We start from the raw sequence: 15,800 nt of genomic DNA on the forward strand, positions 1-15,800 counted from the left end.
AGGCGATCATCAGTTGGTCAGTGGGCAAGGTCCCTGGCGGCCGCGCAGGCCATCGCAAATACCCCTGAGCATGAAGCGCAGATTGCGCAAGCGTGGTCCAATCAGGACGCCGAACAAAAGCAGCTTGATCAGAAAGCGCGGCACGTCCTGGATGATCCAGGCAGTGGGCGTATGCCTCATCCCATACAGGCGAAGTCGATTGCGCGTCATGAAGTAGAGGCGTGTCGGTCCGTGCACGATCACCTGGCCGAGGCTGAACGGCAGTGCGCGGCGAGAGTCACCAAGCCGATGGTTCATCATGGCTGCGCACACGCCATAGAGTTGATAGCCTTTCGCACGTACCCGAAAACTCCATTCCAGATCGACATTGTCGATGAACAGGCCGGCATCCATGTCGCCCACCTCATCGATCACCGAAAGCGGGATCAACGCACCTGAGCTGATCAGAAAATCGCAGGCCAGCACCTGGCGATCGTGCTCACACCAGAGCTTCTGGTTGACAACATGCCCAATGCGGACGAAAGGTGCATCGCGATCTTCCCGCAGGTCGTGAAATCGCGGTCCTACTGCCGCAACCGGCAAGTCACGCGGGAACTGCGCGTACGCTGCGAGCAATTCGCGCACCATGCCTTCCCCCGGCGTACTGTCCTGATCAAGCAGAAGGACATAGCCATATCCACGCTCCCTTGCCCAGGCGATGCCCTTGTTTTGCGCCATCGCCAAGCCTTGGTTTTGCGACTGCTGCAGGACATGCGCACCATGAAGCGCGACGTCGCCCAATGCCTCTCCTTGCGCACAGGCCGTGTTGTCCACGATCAGCGTAGCGGCAACCTGGCCCGACAAAGCCTCCAGCAGTGCTCCCAACACAGCGGGCTCGGGGTGGTAAGTGACCACAATGGCGCAAACATCGTTGGTACTGTGCTCAGTCATGGCGCAGCATATCTCTCAACATCGCATGACTTCCCGTATCGAAACGCCTGTAATCACCGCGGCGTGCCTCTCGCCAAATCGATGGCAATCGACGCCATCGTGGTTGACTGCCCAGAGCGATGCGACGCTGAAGGTGTTCACGACGCGAAGCCAGCTGTGACAGGGCATCTGTACGGATGGCGGAACCTAGCGCAACGAGGCGTTGTTCAAGCGAGTTGAGCCGCGCCACTTCCCGTTGCAATGCACTGCGCCAGGGGGCGATCAGTCCGCGCCATTTGTCCTTCCATGAGCGTTTGCGCATACCTACCTCGTTGCGCTCATGCTGGCGGTAGTCAATCAGTTGCTCCTCCAGCATGTCGACGAATCCAATAGCCGACAGCACGACGGCCAGCCATTCGTCATGAAGCCAGCCTTCACCAACGGGCCACGCCGACTGCAATGCTCGGCGCTGCAAGGCGACCGTCGCACCCGTCGCCATGCTACGACGAAGAAGTATCTCGAACGCGCGCCCGTCGCGCACAGCGCTCTTTTCCGAGTCCGCGAGCGCCAGCGCATCAAAAAGCGTGGCGCCCAACGGGCGCCCGAGAGAGTCGACCAGCCGCGCATCAGTCCACAGCAGCAACAAACTGGGATCGGACGCAAAGCGCTTCTCGATGGTCGCAAGCTTGTCGGGCCGCCACGAATCGTCCTGATCGCACAGAAAAACGATGTCCCCCGTGGCCACCCCTAATGACTCGGAAAAGTTGCCGACCACACCCAAGGCCGGTGACCGCCGCAGCAACCGAATCTCAATACCGCGCGCGCGCCCTTGCCCGCCGAAATCCTGGAGAATGGACCAGGTCCCATCGGTCGAGTCGTCATCTCCCACGACCACCTCATCGGGCAGTCGGGTCTGACGGAGAAGGCTGTCCAACTGCTGGCGCAAATAGGCCTCACCGTTGTGGCTGCACAGCACGACTGACAGTTTTGCTCTTCCCATTCGGCGTCGCGGATTCGGGTTATGAGCGCTCATTCTAGTTGCTTCCGCGCAAACGGCGGCTGGCAGCGGCCCGGGCGAGCGGCCGAGGGAGCTGGGGGACAGCGCCACCATGCGCACCCGCATGGGGGGCGAAATGAAGTTAGAATGACTCTTTTGAGTCACTCTCCTAAGCGCCAGCCTGGTGCCCGGCGCAGGTAATCCAAGGAACCGCTGATGAAAATTCTGGTCGGCTACAAGCGCGTCGTGGACTACAACGTCCGCATCCAGGTGAAGCCCGATGGCACAGGTGTGGTGACGGACGGCGTGAAACTCTCCGCCAATCCGTTCGACGACATTGCCCTGGAAGAAGCCCTGCGCCTGCGTGAGAAGGGCGTAGCGGAAGAGGTCGTTGTGGTGGGCATCGGCCCCGCCGACCTCACCGCTCACCTTCGCAATGGCCTGGCCATGGGTGCGAATCGCGCCATTCATGTGGTGACCGCCGATGCCGTGCAGCCGCTGACCGCCGCGCGCATCTTCCAGAAGCTGATCGAAAAGGAACAGCCGGGCCTGGTCATCCTGGGCAAGCAGGCCATCGATGACGATGCCAACCAGACCGGCCAGATGCTGGCAGCGCTGTGGGACCGCCCGCAGGCCACTTTCGCCAGCAAGGTCGAGATTGCCGACGGCAAGGCCACGGTGACCCGTGAAGTCGATGCCGGCCTGGAAGTGATCGAAGCGGAATTGCCCGCCGTGATCACCACCGACCTGCGCCTCAACGAACCGCGCTTCATCAAGCTGCCGGACATCATGAAGGCCAAGTCCAAGCCGATTGACGCCATCGAGTTCGCCTCGCTGGGTGTGGAAGCCAACGACCATCTCAAGACCACGCACTACGCCGCGCCAGCCAAGCGCAGCAAGGGCGTGATGGTGAAGGATGCGGCCGAACTGGTCGCGGCGCTCAAGCAGAAGGGTCTGCTTTAAGCAGCCTTGGGAGATAACGACATGTCCAAGATTCTCGTCATCGCTGAGCACCTCAACGGCAAGCTCAACTCCTCCACCGCGCGCGCCGTGAGCGCCGCTGCGGCCATCAAGCCCGAAGCCATCGATGTGCTGGTGCTGGCCGACAACGTCGACGCCATTGCCGCCGATGCCTGCAAGATCGACGGCGTGACCCGCGTGCTCACCATCGCCCGCGCCGAGAACGCCCATCCGCTGGCCGCCTTGCTGGCGCCGCAGATCGCCAAGGCCGCGGCTGGCTACAGCCACGTATTCGCACCGTCGACTACATTCGGCAAGGACGTGCTGCCGCGCGTCGCCGCCCTGCTGGGCGTCGCCCAGGTCAGCGATGTGATGAGCGTGGAAGGCGCCCACACGTTCAAGCGTCCGATCTATGCAGGCAACGCCATCATCACGGTCGAGGCCGATGCCGGCAGCACCGTCGTGGCCACCATCCGCACCGCATCGTGGGCAGCCGCTACCAGCGGTTCGAACAACGCGCCGGTGGAAGCCCTGAGCCTGGACGTCGCCCTGCCCTCGCACACCCGCTTCGTCGAACTGCAATCGGGCAAGAGCGATCGCCCGGACCTGCAGAGCGCGAACAAGGTGGTCTCCGGCGGCCGCGGTGTGGGCTCGAAGGAAAACTTCGACATCATCTTCAAGTTCGCCGACAAGATCGGCGCCGCCGTGGGCGCCTCGCGGGCGGCCGTGGACGCCGGCTACGTGCCGAGCGACCTGCAGGTGGGCCAGACCGGCAAGATCATCGCGCCGGAGCTGTACATGGCCATCGGTATCTCCGGCGCCATCCAGCATCTCACCGGCATCAAGGACGCCGGCACCATTGTCGCCATCAACAAGGACAGCGAAGCGCCGATTTTCGAGATTGCTGATATCGGCCTGGTGGGCGACCTGTTCAAGATCATTCCGGAACTCGAGCAGGCACTGTGAGCAAGGCGTCAGGGATGAACCTCAACAGTTTCAAGGCGTATGACATCCGCGGCCGTGTGCCCGATGAGTTGAACGAGGACCTGGCCCGCCGCATTGGCAATGCCACCTCGCAACTCCTGGGCCCCGGTCCTGTGGTGCTGGGGCGGGACGTGCGCCTGAGCAGCCCGGCCTTGCAGAACGCACTGGCGGAAGGCATCACGGCCAGCGGACGCGATGTCATCGACATCGGCCTGTGCGGCACTGAAGAGGTTTATTTCCAGACGTCTCACCTGGGCGCCGCAGGCGGCATCATGGTGACCGCCAGCCATAACCCGATGGACTACAACGGACTGAAACTGGTCCGCGAAGAGTCCAAGCCGATCAGCGGCGACTCTGGCCTGTTCGCCATCCGTGATGCCGTTGCCGCGGGCACATTCTCCGAGTCGGCATCGCATGGAACGGTTCGACAGGCATTCGACAAGAGCGCCTACATTGAGCACCTGCTTGGCTACGTCGACAGGCCGGCACTCAAGACCCTGAAGATCGTGACCAACGCCGGCAACGGTGGCGCGGGCCTGGTCATCGATGCGCTGGCCCCGCACCTGCCGTTCGAGTTCGTACGCGTTCAGCACGAACCCGACGGTCACTTTCCCCACGGAATCCCCAATCCCCTGCTGCCTGAAAACCGGCAGGCGACTACCGATGCAGTACTCGCGCATGGCGCCGATTTCGGCATCGCATGGGATGGCGATTTCGACCGCTGTTTCTTCTTTGACGCACAGGGTCGCTTCATCGAGGGCTACTACCTCGTTGGCCTGCTTGCAAAGTCGCTGTTGGCGACGCACGCGGGCGCAAAGATCATCCATGACCCGCGGCTGACCTGGAACACGGTCGACATGGTCAGGCAGGCCGGTGGGCAGCCGGTGCAAAGCAAGACAGGCCACGCGTTCATCAAGGAGCGCATGCGTGCCGAGAACGCCGTCTACGGCGGCGAAATGAGTGCCCATCACTATTTCCGCGACTTCGCCTATTGCGATTCCGGCATGATCCCCTGGCTGCTCATCGCAGACCTCATCTCGCGCACGGGTCAGCCGCTAGCGGCGATGGTCGAGGATCGCATGCAGGCTTACCCCTGCAGTGGAGAGATCAATTTCAAGGTGAGGGACGCGGCATCGGCCATTGACCGGGTCATGCAGCAATTCCACTCCGACCAGCCGCACATCGACAAAACCGACGGAATCAGTGCGGATTTTGGCTCCTGGCGCTTCAATCTCAGAAGCTCCAACACTGAGCCGTTACTGCGACTCAACGTCGAAACGCGGGGGGACTTCGCGTTAATGCAACAAAAAACTGAGGAAATCACTGCGCTCATTGCGGCCGATGCTTGATTTCGGGTATCGCCGGCAGGCTGCCGGCTGAATTTCCACTAAGAATTAAGAATGTAACGCCGTATACATCGCGGCATTTCACAGCGCCGACACAGCCAGGATAGTGTCGCCTAGTTCCCGTATCGGCCTTCCCCTACACTAACCTTGGGCATATTGGATAGGGGGGGGGGGACCGCTTTGACGGTGACTCCTCCAGGTAGGGGATAGCGTTAGATGGAAGCACTCTCGGTCGAATTGAGTAGCACACTCCCACCGCTTTGCGTGGATCTAGATGGCACGCTGATTCATTCCGATCTGCTGGTGGAGACAGCACTGGCCCTTTTGGCCAGTCGGCCCTGGCTGATCTTTTCCATGCTTGTGTGGCTGCTGCGTGGTCGCGCCTATCTCAAGCAGCAAATCGCCAGGCGGGTGACGTTTGACGCCGAATCCCTGCCGTACAACCGGGAGCTGATCGCCTGGCTTCGCCAACAAAGGGCATCGCGCGAGGTGCTGCTGTGCACCGCGTCTGACACCGTGCTGGCCGAAAAGGTAGTGGAGCATACCCAGTGCTTTGATGGCCTGTTCGCCAGCGACGGCGTGACCAATCTCTCGGGTCGCCATAAAGCCCAGGCGTTGGTGGACGCCTATGGCGAGCAGGGATTCGACTACGTCGGGAACGCGATGGTGGATTTGCGCGTATGGAAGCATGCCCGTGCGGCAATCGTCATCGAACGCGGCACCAAGCTCTCTACCCTGGCAGCGAAGTTCTGCACCGTTGAACGCCGATTCGAACACAAGGCCGGCGGCATCCGGGCATGGATCCACGCCTTGCGTCTCCATCAGTGGATCAAGAACGTTCTCGTGTTCCTGCCCATTCTTGCAGCGCACCGCATTCTCGATCCGGAAAGCGTGATCCTGACCGCCCTGGCCTTCCTGTGCTTCGGGCTCTGCGCCTCAAGCGTGTACCTGGTCAACGACCTGCTGGATCTTCCCGCCGACCGCAAACACCATCGCAAGCGTCATCGTCCATTTGCGTCGGGCGAACTGCCCTTGCTCGCGGGGCTGCCCGTTGCCGCGTTGCTGCTGGTCGCAGGGTTTGGACTGGCGCTCATCGTGTCGCGCCCATTCGTTGGCGCGCTGCTCGGTTATTTCATCCTCACCACCGCCTACTCACTCAAGCTCAAACGCGTTGTCATGCTCGATGTCATCGTGCTGGCGACGTTGTATACCTCCCGCATCGTCGCGGGTGCTGCAGCGCTGCACACTAAGCCATCGTTCTGGCTGCTTGCGTTCTCGATGTTCATCTTCCTCAGCCTTGCGATGATCAAGCGCTTCGTCGAACTGCGCACCCTGCTCAAAGGCGGCAAAGGCAAGGCGAGCGGCCGTGGCTACGACGTAGAGGACATCTCCCTCATCCAGTCAATGGGTGCATCCAGCGGCTACCTGGCCGTACTTGTGCTGGCGCTTTACATCGACAGCACTGCCAGCGAATTGCTCTACAGCCATCCCCATTACCTGTGGCTCCTTTGCCCGCTCATGCTTTACTGGATCAGCCGCGCCTGGGCCATCGCACATCGCGACCTCATGCATGATGATCCCGTGGTATTCGCCCTGAAGGACCGGACCAGCCGGGTGCTCCTGTTACTGGCGGCGATCATCGCCCTGGCTGCGATCTGATGCCGCCAGTGGCTTATTCCTGGGGCCGCTACCCGCGCACCGCGCAAACACTGGTGGACGTGACTGATCGGCACGCCTGCCTGCCAAGGCCGGCATCGTCCATGCTCCCCTATGGCAATGGCCGCAGCTACGGTGACAGCTGCCTCAACGCGGATGGCGACTTGCTACGCACCCGGGCTCTGGATCGTTTTATCGCCTTCGACCCAACGACAGGCGTGCTGAGCTGCGAGGCTGGCGTTCTTTTCTCGGAAATACTGAATCTCGCCGTTCCGCAGGGCTGGTTTCTGCCGGTTACGCCAGGCACGTGTTTCGTCACCATCGGCGGCGCCATAGCCAATGACGTGCACGGCAAGAACCACCATCGGGCCGGCACGATTGGTCACCACGTAGTGTCGCTCGAACTACTGCGTTCCGATGGTCAGCGACTGCAGTGTTCGGCCGCCGAAAATGCCGATTGGTTTTCGGCGACGATCGGAGGCCTTGGGCTCACCGGCCTCATTACGCGTGTGGAGATTCACCTGCGGCGCATAGCGAGCCCATGGATGTCCACCGAAACCATAAAGTTTCCCGACGTGGACACCTTCTTTGAGTTGTCCGCGGCGTCCGAGCGCGACTACGAATATACGGTTGCCTGGATTGATTGCGCCGCCAAAGGAAAGGCTTTGGGCCGAGGTTTGTTCAGTCGCGCAAATCACGCACCGGCGCTGGCAGATCAACGGCCCGATGCGCCGAAGCGCCGATTGACCATGCGGGTGACGCCCCCGGTCTCGCTGGTGAACCCACTGTCGCTGCGAGCCTTCAACTGGGCTTACTATCATCGCCAGCGCCAACCGGCATGGCGGGCAACGACCCGCTACGAGGCGTTCTTCTACCCGCTGGATGGCATCGGGCAATGGAATCGAATGTACGGTCCGCGGGGTTTCCTGCAGTACCAGTGCGTCGTGCCGCCCGGGCAATCGGCGAGCACCATTCCCCGTCTCATCGAATGTATCTCCCGGGCCGGGGGTGGCTCGTTCCTGGCGGTACTGAAGCAGTTTGGCGACATTCCCTCGCTCGGCATGCTTTCGTTCCCGCGACCCGGCACTACGTTGGCACTGGACTTCCCCAATGCCGGCCCGTCCACGTTTGCGCTGCTCGATCAGCTCGATACGCTAGTCGCCGCCTCGGGCGGCGCCGTCTATCCTGCCAAGGATGCACGCATGTCAGGGACCCACTTCAGGCAATATTTCCCGGGATGGGAGGCCTTCTCCCGGTTCATCGATCCTCGATTCTCATCGAGTTTCTGGCGCAGAGTCATGGAGTGAAAATGCAGAACGTACTTGTGGTCGGCGCCACCTCAGCCATTGCGGAAGCGACGTGCCGACTTTACGCGGCACGCGGGGCACGCCTTTGCCTCGCTGGTCGCAACACGCAGCGTCTCAATGACATGGCCGATGATCTTCGGGTTCGCGGCGCTCAGGATGTGGCGGTACACGCGCTGGACGTCAACGATATTGCCAACCACGCGCAGTTCATCGAATCGGCCTGGCAGGGCCGCAGTGGCATGGATGTGGTGCTGATCGCTCACGGAACCCTCCCCGATCAGACAGCGTGCGAAACGTCTGCGGAGCTGTCCCTGCAGGAGTTCGCCACCAACGCTACGTCCACCATTGCCCTGCTGACCCCCATCGCCAACCGCATGCAGGCATCAGGCAAAGGCACGATTGCGGTCATTTCTTCGGTGGCGGGTGACCGCGGTCGGGCGAGCAACTACCTGTACGGCTCGGCCAAGGCTGCCGTCACTACGTTTCTCAGCGGGCTTCGCCAGCGGCTGTATGCCCATGGCGTGCATGTGCTCACCATCAAGCCGGGCTTTGTCGATACTCCCATGACGCGGAACTTCAAGAAGGGCGCGCTATGGGCCAAGCCGGATGCGGTCGCCACAGGCATAGTCCGGGCCATTGATCGCAAGCGCGCCATCGCCTATCTCCCGGGCTTTTGGGCACTGATCATGCTGATCATCCGCTGCGTTCCCGAAGCAATCTTCAAGCGCGTCAAGCTCTGAGATTCATCCATGGCAAGCAAGCACGACAAAATCGTCATTACCGGCGCAGCAGGACTGGTCGGGCAGAATCTTTTGGTGGAGCTGGAGCGCCAGGGCTACACGCAACTCGTCGCCATCGACAAGCACGAGTACAACCTTGGGATACTCCACGATCTTCACCCATCGGTTCAGGTCATCCATGCGGACCTCGCGGAAACAGGCACCTGGGCCGATGCTTTCGCGGGCGCCCAATGTATCGTGCAACTGCACGCACAAATCACCGGCAAAACGCCTGACCTGTTCGAGCGAAACAACATCCAGGCAACCCAACACGTCCTGGACGCCATACGCACGCACCACGTGCCCTACCTTGTCCACATCAGCTCTTCGGTCGTCATCTCGGTGGCCGATGACGATTACACGAACACGAAGAAGGCACAGGAAAAGCTCGTTGTCGAAAGCGGTATCGCGCACAGCGTGCTCCGTCCCACGCTGATGTTCGGATGGTTCGACCCCAAGCACCTGGGGTGGTTATCCCGCTTCATGGCGAAGACGCCGGTGTTTCCAATTCCCGGCGACGGGCGCTACATGCGCCAGCCGCTGTATGAACGCGATTTCTGCCGTTGCATCGCACACTGCATCGAGAACCGGCCCAATGGTGATGTCTACGATGTCGTCGGCGACACGCGCATCGATTACGTCGACATCATCAAGACCATCAAGGCAGCCAAGGACCTGCGCACACCGATCGTGCACATTCCCTACGGCCTGTTCCGTTTCCTTCTCAAGGTCTACGCGCTCTTCAGCGGAAAGCCGCCGTTCACGGCGGACCAGCTCAAGGCGCTCACGGCCGGCGACGATTTTCGCGGGGTGGATACCGAGCGCGTGTTCGGCGTCCGCCAGACACCGTTTGCCGACGCCGTAAAGGAAAGTTACTGCGACCCCCAGTACAGCGGCATCATCCTCAAGCGCTGACCACCGTCGAATCCACGAAGTGTCTCAAGGCACAGCGAAACCAACTCCATGAAGAAAATGCATTACGCGATCGTCGGTGCCGGCCCCATGGGACTCATGTGCGCCATGGAACTTCTCGAGAAGGGCCACGAAGTCGATATATACGAGCGCGACGACCGTATTGGCGGCATGTCCGCGAGCTTCAATTTCGATGGCCTGGAGATCGAGCGGTACTACCATTTCATCTGCAAGACCGATTACCCATTGTTCGACCTGCTCAAGCGCCTGGGGCTGTCCGATACACTGCGCTGGACAGACACCAAGATGGGCTTCTACTACAACGGCAAGCTTTACAAGTGGGGCACCCCCCTTGCCTTGTTGAAGTTTGATGGCCTCGATGTCATCAGCAAGTTCCGCTACGGCCTGCATGCCATGTATACGAAGGGCATCAAGGATTGGCGCCCGTTCGACAAGATGCGGGCGACGACGTGGATCCGCAAATGGATCGGCGAGAAAGCGTACAACGTGCTGTGGAAGAGCCTGTTCGAACTGAAGCTTTTCGAACATACCGAACAGATCTCGGCGGCCTGGATCGGCACCCGCATCAAGCGAGTGGCGTTGTCACGCCGCAACCTGATGCAGGAGACCATGGGCTACCTCGAAGGCGGCTCAACAACCCTCCTCAAGGCAATGGAGCGCTTCATCCTTGAGCGCGGCGGCCGCATTCATTTGCGCGAAGGCATCGATAAGGTCGACGTCAGCGATGGACGCGTTACCGGCATCGTGGTGGCAGGCGAACACAAGCCATGCGACGCCGTCATCTCCACCGCCCCCATCCAGTACGTTCCGCGCCTCGTCCCTGACCTGCCGCCGGATTTCGCCGCAAGGATCGACGCGATCAAGAATATTCCCGTCGCATGCGTCATCCTGAAACTGAAGCAGCCTCTCAGCGAAAACTTCTGGATGAATATCAATGATCCTGATATCGCCATCCCGGGGGTCATCGAATACTCGAACCTCAACGAGATGTCGCCATCGATCCTGTACGCGCCCTTCTACATGCCGAAGACGCACCCCAAATGGGCATCGAGCAATGATGCACTCATCGATGAGGTCATCGGCTACCTATCGCGCCTGAATCCTGCATTCAAGACGGATTGGGTCATTTCGCGTCACTGCCACCGCTACGATTTCGCGCAGACCATCTGCCCGCCCGGCTTTTACGACATGCTGCCTTCGATGAAAACGCCCATCGATGGCCTGTATATGGCCGACACCGGGTACTACTACCCCGAGGATCGTTCCATCAACGAAAGCGTCCACGTCGCCAGGGAATTAGCCGCATTGGCGATGCGCGCCTGACGCAGGACAACCCATAAGCCCCGCAATGGGTCCCGGGGAGATCCGCGCCAGGAACAACGACATACCCACGATCCGCTCAGATACTTAAGCCTTTCATGTCCAAACGATTCATCAAATTTCTAGCGGTGAGCGCTGTAGCGGCGGCCGCCAATATCGGGTCACGCATGCTTTTCGGCTTGTGGATGGGCTATGTGCCTTCCATCGTGCTCGCTTTCGGCGTCGGACTGTTTTCCGGCTTCATGCTCAACCGAGCCCTTGTCTTCACCGAAGCCGAAAGCCCGGTGCACCACCAGATCTTTTGGTTCATCGCTGTCAACCTGGCCGCTGTCGTCCAAACCATCCTTGCCAGCCTGCTGTTGGCTCGCGTCGTTTTTCCTCAAATGCATTTTACGTGGCACCCGGAAACGGTTGCCCACTCGGTCGGCGTTGGCATTCCCGCCATCACCAGCTACCTGGGCCACAAGCACTTCACGTTCCGCAATCGCACTGCGACGATCGACGGCCGGTAGCGCGCCAGCCTGATTCCTTTGACAGACATTGCCTGCCAGTCGACCTTTCTTGCAAGGAAGCATACCGATGCCCTCATCACGTACCAATGTGCCGAGCACCGTCGCCGCCATTACGACGGGCGTGCTGTTGTTTTTCCTGCAGATGCAATTTGGCACGATACTGAACGGGTCAAGCCTCGACTCGTCCTGGCAGGAAGTCCTCAACTGGGGAATAACGCACCATGCCCAGTGGGGAAAAGACCTGGTTTTTACTTATGGTCCGCTCGGATTTCTGGGACCCGACGCGCCATTTGACCCCGCACTCTACCCAACATGGCTGTCGCTTCAGATTGTTATCGCACTCTTCCTCTCTGGTGTGGTGACGGCTGCTCTGCGCGCGCTCCCCTTCCCGGGGGCACTGGCCTATCTGGTCGGAACGTTTGTCTTCGGCGTCATCTGGTCTAACGCGTCGGTGTGGATTGTTTTCTACCCACTGTCGATGTTGATTCTGACCAAAACTGCGGAGAACCCGCAGCGAGGCAACCCTGATGTCCTGATGGTCACGCTCCTCTCAGCATTTGGATCGTTGCTCATCTTGGTCAAGTTCAGCGCATTCCCCCTTTGGCTGCTTTGGCTACCGATGGGGACGCTCGTCTTCCTGACCTATCGAGCTCGCAGTCTCGGAGTCCTATTCCTGGCCGTCGGCCTTCTCGCTCCCATCGCGGCGTGGATAGGCTGCGGGCAAAACCCGCTCAACATACCTTCCTATATCCGACTGACCTGGGAGGTTGCCGTTTACTACGGTCAGTCCATGCAGGGTCCACCCGCGCGCGTGACGGAGGACATCTTCGCCCTTGGTTCGCTTCTCTTCGTTCTTGTGCTCACGGGAATTGGCACCTGGGTAGGACGCCGCTCCATCGGCAAAGTCGCCTTCGGCGTCACCGTCGCGGCGACCCTGGTTCTCGCGTATCGGGCGGGCACGCTGAGAGCCGATGGCGGTCATCTACTGATCTTCTGGTCAATCAGTACATGGATGTGCGCGCTAGCCATCGGGCACTGGTTGCAAACATCCGCAAGGACGCGGGCCGCGTCGTTCGTCGGGGGCCTACTGATTCTGGTGCCACTTGGCTTCATGTTCGCCGCCCACACCTACCCCGCCCACAGCGGCCAGCAATTACTGCGCGGAACCGCGACTATCGGCCGCCTGAAGTCCAGCATCAATCAGACACTTCATTTCAGCGAGGCCTATGGACAACGGCTTGAGGCCTGGCGCACGCGAAGAGCGTCCCTCTCGCTTCCGGGTATCGCTGCTCGCGTCGGAAATTCGCCGACAGATCTCATCATGAACGATCAGGGTTATCTCCTGGCGAATGGACTCAACTATCGCCCTCGGCCTGTCTTTCAAGGCTATTCAGCCTATTCGGATGAACTGTCGCGCGTGAACGAGGAATTCTTTCTCTCGGACAGGGCACCTGACTGGGTCATCGCCAATTTGGGGGCCATCGACGGACGCTACCCGAACACCGACGACGCTAAAGCGCTGGTGCGCATTCTTCAGCTTTATCGTCCTGTTTTCCACGAGAAGCAGTTCTTGCTGTTCGAGCGCGACAAGAACGCTCCACAGCCGCCAATTGCGCCTGTTCCTGTTGCCACCCTACAAGCCTCCTTCAACAAGAGCGTCGATCTATCCGCTTATGCTGACTCACCGCTCCTCGCCAGATTCGAGGTAGAACTGACGATGTGGGGAAAGCTCAATGCGTTACTCACGCGTGAGCCGCCAATGTACGTCGAGGCTGAATTCAGGGACGGAACTATCCAGAAATTTCGCATTTCCCGGGCCGTCGCTCGATCCGGCTTCATGCTCAGTCCTGGCCTTGTCGATCAACAAGCATATCTCGCCTGGTTGTTCGGCAGCGCGAAGCGCGAACTGGTTCGCCTTACCCTTATCCAGGGGCACGTTTTTGGCGGTGATGCATTTGCTCTCAAGTCGCCGCTCGAGCTATCGCGACTCACGCTCCCACGCACGGCACCAGAACAGGAGTGGTTGCTGTCAGCCTACTTTCCCGGCTTCAATGTGAAGCCGTCGGAGCTGTCACAAGAGCCGCGCCGATGGGAGGTCAACGGCCAGAATGTTCTGAATTTCCAAGCGCCTGCGACGATCACATTCGACCTGCCGCAGGGACACTATGCTGTTTCCGCGCAGTTTGGCCTAAACGAAGGAGCAACGACGGACCCAACTTGTCTGTCCGCCCATCCTGATGGCATCGGTCTCTCAGCCTATGCTGATGGACAAGATCCTCAGCAAGGCAGCATGTATCTCAACCCCTATGCGCTTCCTCATTCTGCTTTGGAGGCAACCTACAGCCACCAAGTCTCCGTCCAGCGCGGCCAGCGCCTGAGAATCTCAATCAATCAGGGCCCCCCCGGAAGCAACGGCGCATGTGATTGGGCGTGGATTCGCGATGTTCATATCACGCCGATCCCTTCGCACTGAGCTTGCCCTTAAGCCAAGGCGGGCGCGACAGAATCAAATGCCACCCGGCTTCGCGCGGGATTCAAACCTGACCCATCCGGCCGAGCTGCCCATAAGCCCGGGCGGGGGAAAGCCTGTTGCCAAGAGGCATCCCAAGTGAAACAAGGGCCCGTCCAACGGGCGACCGCCAAATACTCACGCCCTGATCCAGCGCCCATCGCCCGATGCGACTTTCACTAGTCGGCGACTCGGGGGACGGTGTAGATGATCAGGCGATCCGGATCATGGCTTCACACCCACCACGAGAGCCTGCTTGCCCAGAAGGCGCCACGCCAGTGGCACGGCCAGGTACAGACGCACCAACCAGGGAGCTTGCGGAAGCACGCTCTTCGTTGTGTAAGGCAGGAATTGAGCGACAGCGCGCTTGATAGTGAACTGTTCAAGCACAAGTGCCTCGCACAAGCTTCGATCAGTCAGGGGCGTGTGATGATCGAAGAAGTCCCAGTACTCGCCTGGCACAAACCGAATGTTCGGCTGAAGGACAATGATATGTCCGCCAGGCTTGAGGATCCGGTGGGCCTCCTTGAACGTTTCCAGGATGAGCTGCTTGTTCGGCAGGTGTTCCAGGAAGTTGCTCATGAAGACGACGTCCACCGATGCAGCACTCAGCGTGCTTATGGCTGTGCAACTCTCATTAATCACTTCGACATCGGCATTGGCGAAACGGCTGACGTCTGGATTGAGGTCCACGGCGATCTTGCGGGCACACTGGATGTTATTGATGAACTCGCAATAGCCAGCCCCCACATCAACAACGGTGTCCGTGGGCCGAACGTATCTGGATAGGAAGTTCTTGCAGATTACCCGCCAGATTGCGTTTTTCTGAGCCAGATTCTGCTCAGGAAAACGCTGGCTATAGAGTGTTTGCAAATCCATCTTGACTCCCGAAGACCATTTTTTGCGTGGGGCAAATATATAGCGTTCCGGAGCACCCGCACAGAGAGCGTCTACACACACTCCGTTGCGCTGGCACGCCCGGCCATTCCCGGCGATTGGGCTCTACTCAACCACGCTGATTGTCTTGCGCGTATCGCACGCCAGCGTTTCCGTGCCCGTGAAACCCAGTACCACCACCCGATAACGTCCTGGCGCGACCGCCTTCAGGTCAACCGTGGTGGCATATCCGGACGTCTCAAACACTTTCAAGCCTTTTGCCCGCGCGATATCAGGACGCCGGCTGCCGGTGGTCCCGTCCGCTACAAAAGTCTTGGGTCCCTCAAGTACCAGCTCGATTTTACCGGGCACAGCCGTAGACCTGGCGTCGACCATCCAGCCTGCCAATACAACCGTTCTCTCCCTGGACAATCCACCCGCGAAGTTGCCGTGACCGTCGACGGCATCGAGGTTGCAATCATCAGTCGTGCGTGTTGCTTCAGTGACGGGGCTTTTAGGCACTTCTACAAAGCGCTCAGGCGCAACCGTGGCGGCTACGTCGCCCTGCACGGCCGGACGGGAAGAACTGGAAGATGCCAACGGCTCTGAATCACCACAGGCGCTCAAAGTCAAAGCCAGCAAGATTTGGCCGGTTCGCAGGGCCACCTCCCTGAACGTGGATCGCATAGGGATCCGTCGAAGGGGGTGAGGG

At 60.0% G+C, this 15,800-nt stretch carries 14 protein-coding genes; 10 read left to right on the forward strand and 4 right to left on the reverse strand.

Features of this window, described 5'->3' with window-relative positions:
* Positions 1 to 9: 9 nt before the first annotated feature.
* Positions 10 to 930 (reverse strand): glycosyltransferase family 2 protein, encoded by a 921-nt coding sequence (locus tag EPB08_RS13435; RefSeq protein WP_130619615.1) that lies wholly within the window; start codon positions 928 to 930, stop codon positions 10 to 12.
* Positions 923 to 1,942: a glycosyltransferase gene (locus EPB08_RS13440; protein ID WP_229238336.1), complete on the reverse strand. Its 1,020-nt coding sequence runs from the start codon at positions 1,940 to 1,942 to the stop codon at positions 923 to 925. Before EPB08_RS13440 ends, EPB08_RS13435 begins: the two co-directional genes overlap by 8 nt.
* A gap of 180 nt (positions 1,943 to 2,122) precedes the next feature.
* Here EPB08_RS13440 and EPB08_RS13445 point away from each other — a divergent pair, with 180 nt between their 5' ends.
* The 10 genes from EPB08_RS13445 to EPB08_RS13490 all read left to right on the forward strand — a co-directional run bounded on the left by EPB08_RS13445 (position 2,123) and on the right by EPB08_RS13490 (position 14,176).
* Positions 2,123 to 2,869: an electron transfer flavoprotein subunit beta/FixA family protein gene (locus EPB08_RS13445; protein WP_130619616.1), complete on the forward strand. Its 747-nt coding sequence runs from the start codon at positions 2,123 to 2,125 to the stop codon at positions 2,867 to 2,869.
* Between the two features lie 21 nt (positions 2,870 to 2,890).
* Positions 2,891 to 3,832 (forward strand): electron transfer flavoprotein subunit alpha/FixB family protein, encoded by a 942-nt coding sequence (locus tag EPB08_RS13450; protein WP_130619617.1) that lies wholly within the window; start codon positions 2,891 to 2,893, stop codon positions 3,830 to 3,832.
* A gap of 14 nt (positions 3,833 to 3,846) precedes the next feature.
* Positions 3,847 to 5,199 (forward strand): phosphohexomutase domain-containing protein, encoded by a 1,353-nt coding sequence (locus EPB08_RS13455; RefSeq protein ID WP_130619618.1) that lies wholly within the window; start codon positions 3,847 to 3,849, stop codon positions 5,197 to 5,199.
* 261 nt (positions 5,200 to 5,460) lie between these two features.
* Positions 5,461 to 6,855 (forward strand): UbiA family prenyltransferase, encoded by a 1,395-nt coding sequence (locus EPB08_RS13460; protein WP_229238356.1) that lies wholly within the window; start codon positions 5,461 to 5,463, stop codon positions 6,853 to 6,855.
* Positions 6,855 to 8,159 carry an FAD-binding oxidoreductase gene (locus tag EPB08_RS13465; RefSeq protein ID WP_130619620.1) on the forward strand — a complete coding sequence of 435 codons (1,305 nt, stop codon included), beginning with the start codon at positions 6,855 to 6,857 and terminating at the stop codon, positions 8,157 to 8,159. The genes EPB08_RS13460 and EPB08_RS13465 overlap by 1 nt, the downstream gene beginning before the upstream one ends.
* A 2-nt stretch (positions 8,160 to 8,161) precedes the next feature.
* On the forward strand, positions 8,162 to 8,899 hold the full coding sequence (locus tag EPB08_RS13470; RefSeq protein WP_130619621.1) for an SDR family oxidoreductase: 738 nt from the start codon (positions 8,162 to 8,164) through the stop codon (positions 8,897 to 8,899).
* A gap of 9 nt (positions 8,900 to 8,908) precedes the next feature.
* Positions 8,909 to 9,853 (forward strand): NAD-dependent epimerase/dehydratase family protein, encoded by a 945-nt coding sequence (locus EPB08_RS13475; RefSeq protein WP_130619622.1) that lies wholly within the window; start codon positions 8,909 to 8,911, stop codon positions 9,851 to 9,853.
* Positions 9,854 to 9,901: 48 nt separating this feature from the next.
* Positions 9,902 to 11,194 (forward strand): NAD(P)/FAD-dependent oxidoreductase, encoded by a 1,293-nt coding sequence (locus tag EPB08_RS13480; protein ID WP_130619623.1) that lies wholly within the window; start codon positions 9,902 to 9,904, stop codon positions 11,192 to 11,194.
* Positions 11,195 to 11,289: 95 nt separating this feature from the next.
* Positions 11,290 to 11,703 (forward strand): GtrA family protein, encoded by a 414-nt coding sequence (locus EPB08_RS13485; RefSeq protein WP_130619624.1) that lies wholly within the window; start codon positions 11,290 to 11,292, stop codon positions 11,701 to 11,703.
* Positions 11,704 to 11,770: 67 nt separating this feature from the next.
* Entirely contained in the window at positions 11,771 to 14,176 is a 2,406-nt protein-coding gene (locus tag EPB08_RS13490) for a hypothetical protein (protein WP_130619625.1), read from the forward strand.
* A 261-nt stretch (positions 14,177 to 14,437) separates the two neighbouring features.
* On the opposite strand, the gene EPB08_RS13495 is transcribed toward EPB08_RS13490, so the two are convergent.
* Together EPB08_RS13495 and EPB08_RS13500 are read right to left on the reverse strand one after the other, a co-directional pair.
* Positions 14,438 to 15,091 (reverse strand): class I SAM-dependent methyltransferase, encoded by a 654-nt coding sequence (locus tag EPB08_RS13495; RefSeq protein WP_130619626.1) that lies wholly within the window; start codon positions 15,089 to 15,091, stop codon positions 14,438 to 14,440.
* A gap of 123 nt (positions 15,092 to 15,214) precedes the next feature.
* Positions 15,215 to 15,775, reverse strand: coding sequence for a hypothetical protein (locus tag EPB08_RS13500; protein ID WP_130619627.1), 561 nt, complete (start codon positions 15,773 to 15,775; stop codon positions 15,215 to 15,217).
* Between the last annotated feature and the right edge of the window lie 25 nt (positions 15,776 to 15,800).

Origin of the sequence: Dyella amyloliquefaciens, assembly GCF_004296575.1 — a bacterium.
GTDB classification, from domain to species: Bacteria; Pseudomonadota; Gammaproteobacteria; order Xanthomonadales; family Rhodanobacteraceae; genus Dyella; species Dyella amyloliquefaciens.

What these genes read in the sequence shown, in the direction of transcription:
- EPB08_RS13435 (WP_130619615.1), bottom strand. Translation starts at nt 930, where the DNA reads ATGACTGAGCACAGTACCAACGATGTTTGCGCCATTGTGGTCACTTAC.
- EPB08_RS13440 (WP_229238336.1), bottom strand. Translation starts at nt 1,942, where the DNA reads ATGAGCGCTCATAACCCGAATCCGCGACGCCGAATGGGAAGAGCAAAA.
- EPB08_RS13445 (WP_130619616.1), top strand. Translation starts at nt 2,123, where the DNA reads ATGAAAATTCTGGTCGGCTACAAGCGCGTCGTGGACTACAACGTCCGC.
- EPB08_RS13450 (WP_130619617.1), top strand. Translation starts at nt 2,891, where the DNA reads ATGTCCAAGATTCTCGTCATCGCTGAGCACCTCAACGGCAAGCTCAAC.
- EPB08_RS13455 (WP_130619618.1), top strand. Translation starts at nt 3,847, where the DNA reads ATGAACCTCAACAGTTTCAAGGCGTATGACATCCGCGGCCGTGTGCCC.
- EPB08_RS13465 (WP_130619620.1), top strand. Translation starts at nt 6,855, where the DNA reads ATGCCGCCAGTGGCTTATTCCTGGGGCCGCTACCCGCGCACCGCGCAA.
- EPB08_RS13470 (WP_130619621.1), top strand. Translation starts at nt 8,162, where the DNA reads ATGCAGAACGTACTTGTGGTCGGCGCCACCTCAGCCATTGCGGAAGCG.
- EPB08_RS13475 (WP_130619622.1), top strand. Translation starts at nt 8,909, where the DNA reads ATGGCAAGCAAGCACGACAAAATCGTCATTACCGGCGCAGCAGGACTG.
- EPB08_RS13480 (WP_130619623.1), top strand. Translation starts at nt 9,902, where the DNA reads ATGAAGAAAATGCATTACGCGATCGTCGGTGCCGGCCCCATGGGACTC.
- EPB08_RS13485 (WP_130619624.1), top strand. Translation starts at nt 11,290, where the DNA reads ATGTCCAAACGATTCATCAAATTTCTAGCGGTGAGCGCTGTAGCGGCG.
- EPB08_RS13490 (WP_130619625.1), top strand. Translation starts at nt 11,771, where the DNA reads ATGCCCTCATCACGTACCAATGTGCCGAGCACCGTCGCCGCCATTACG.
- EPB08_RS13495 (WP_130619626.1), bottom strand. Translation starts at nt 15,091, where the DNA reads ATGGATTTGCAAACACTCTATAGCCAGCGTTTTCCTGAGCAGAATCTG.
- EPB08_RS13500 (WP_130619627.1), bottom strand. Translation starts at nt 15,775, where the DNA reads ATGCGATCCACGTTCAGGGAGGTGGCCCTGCGAACCGGCCAAATCTTG.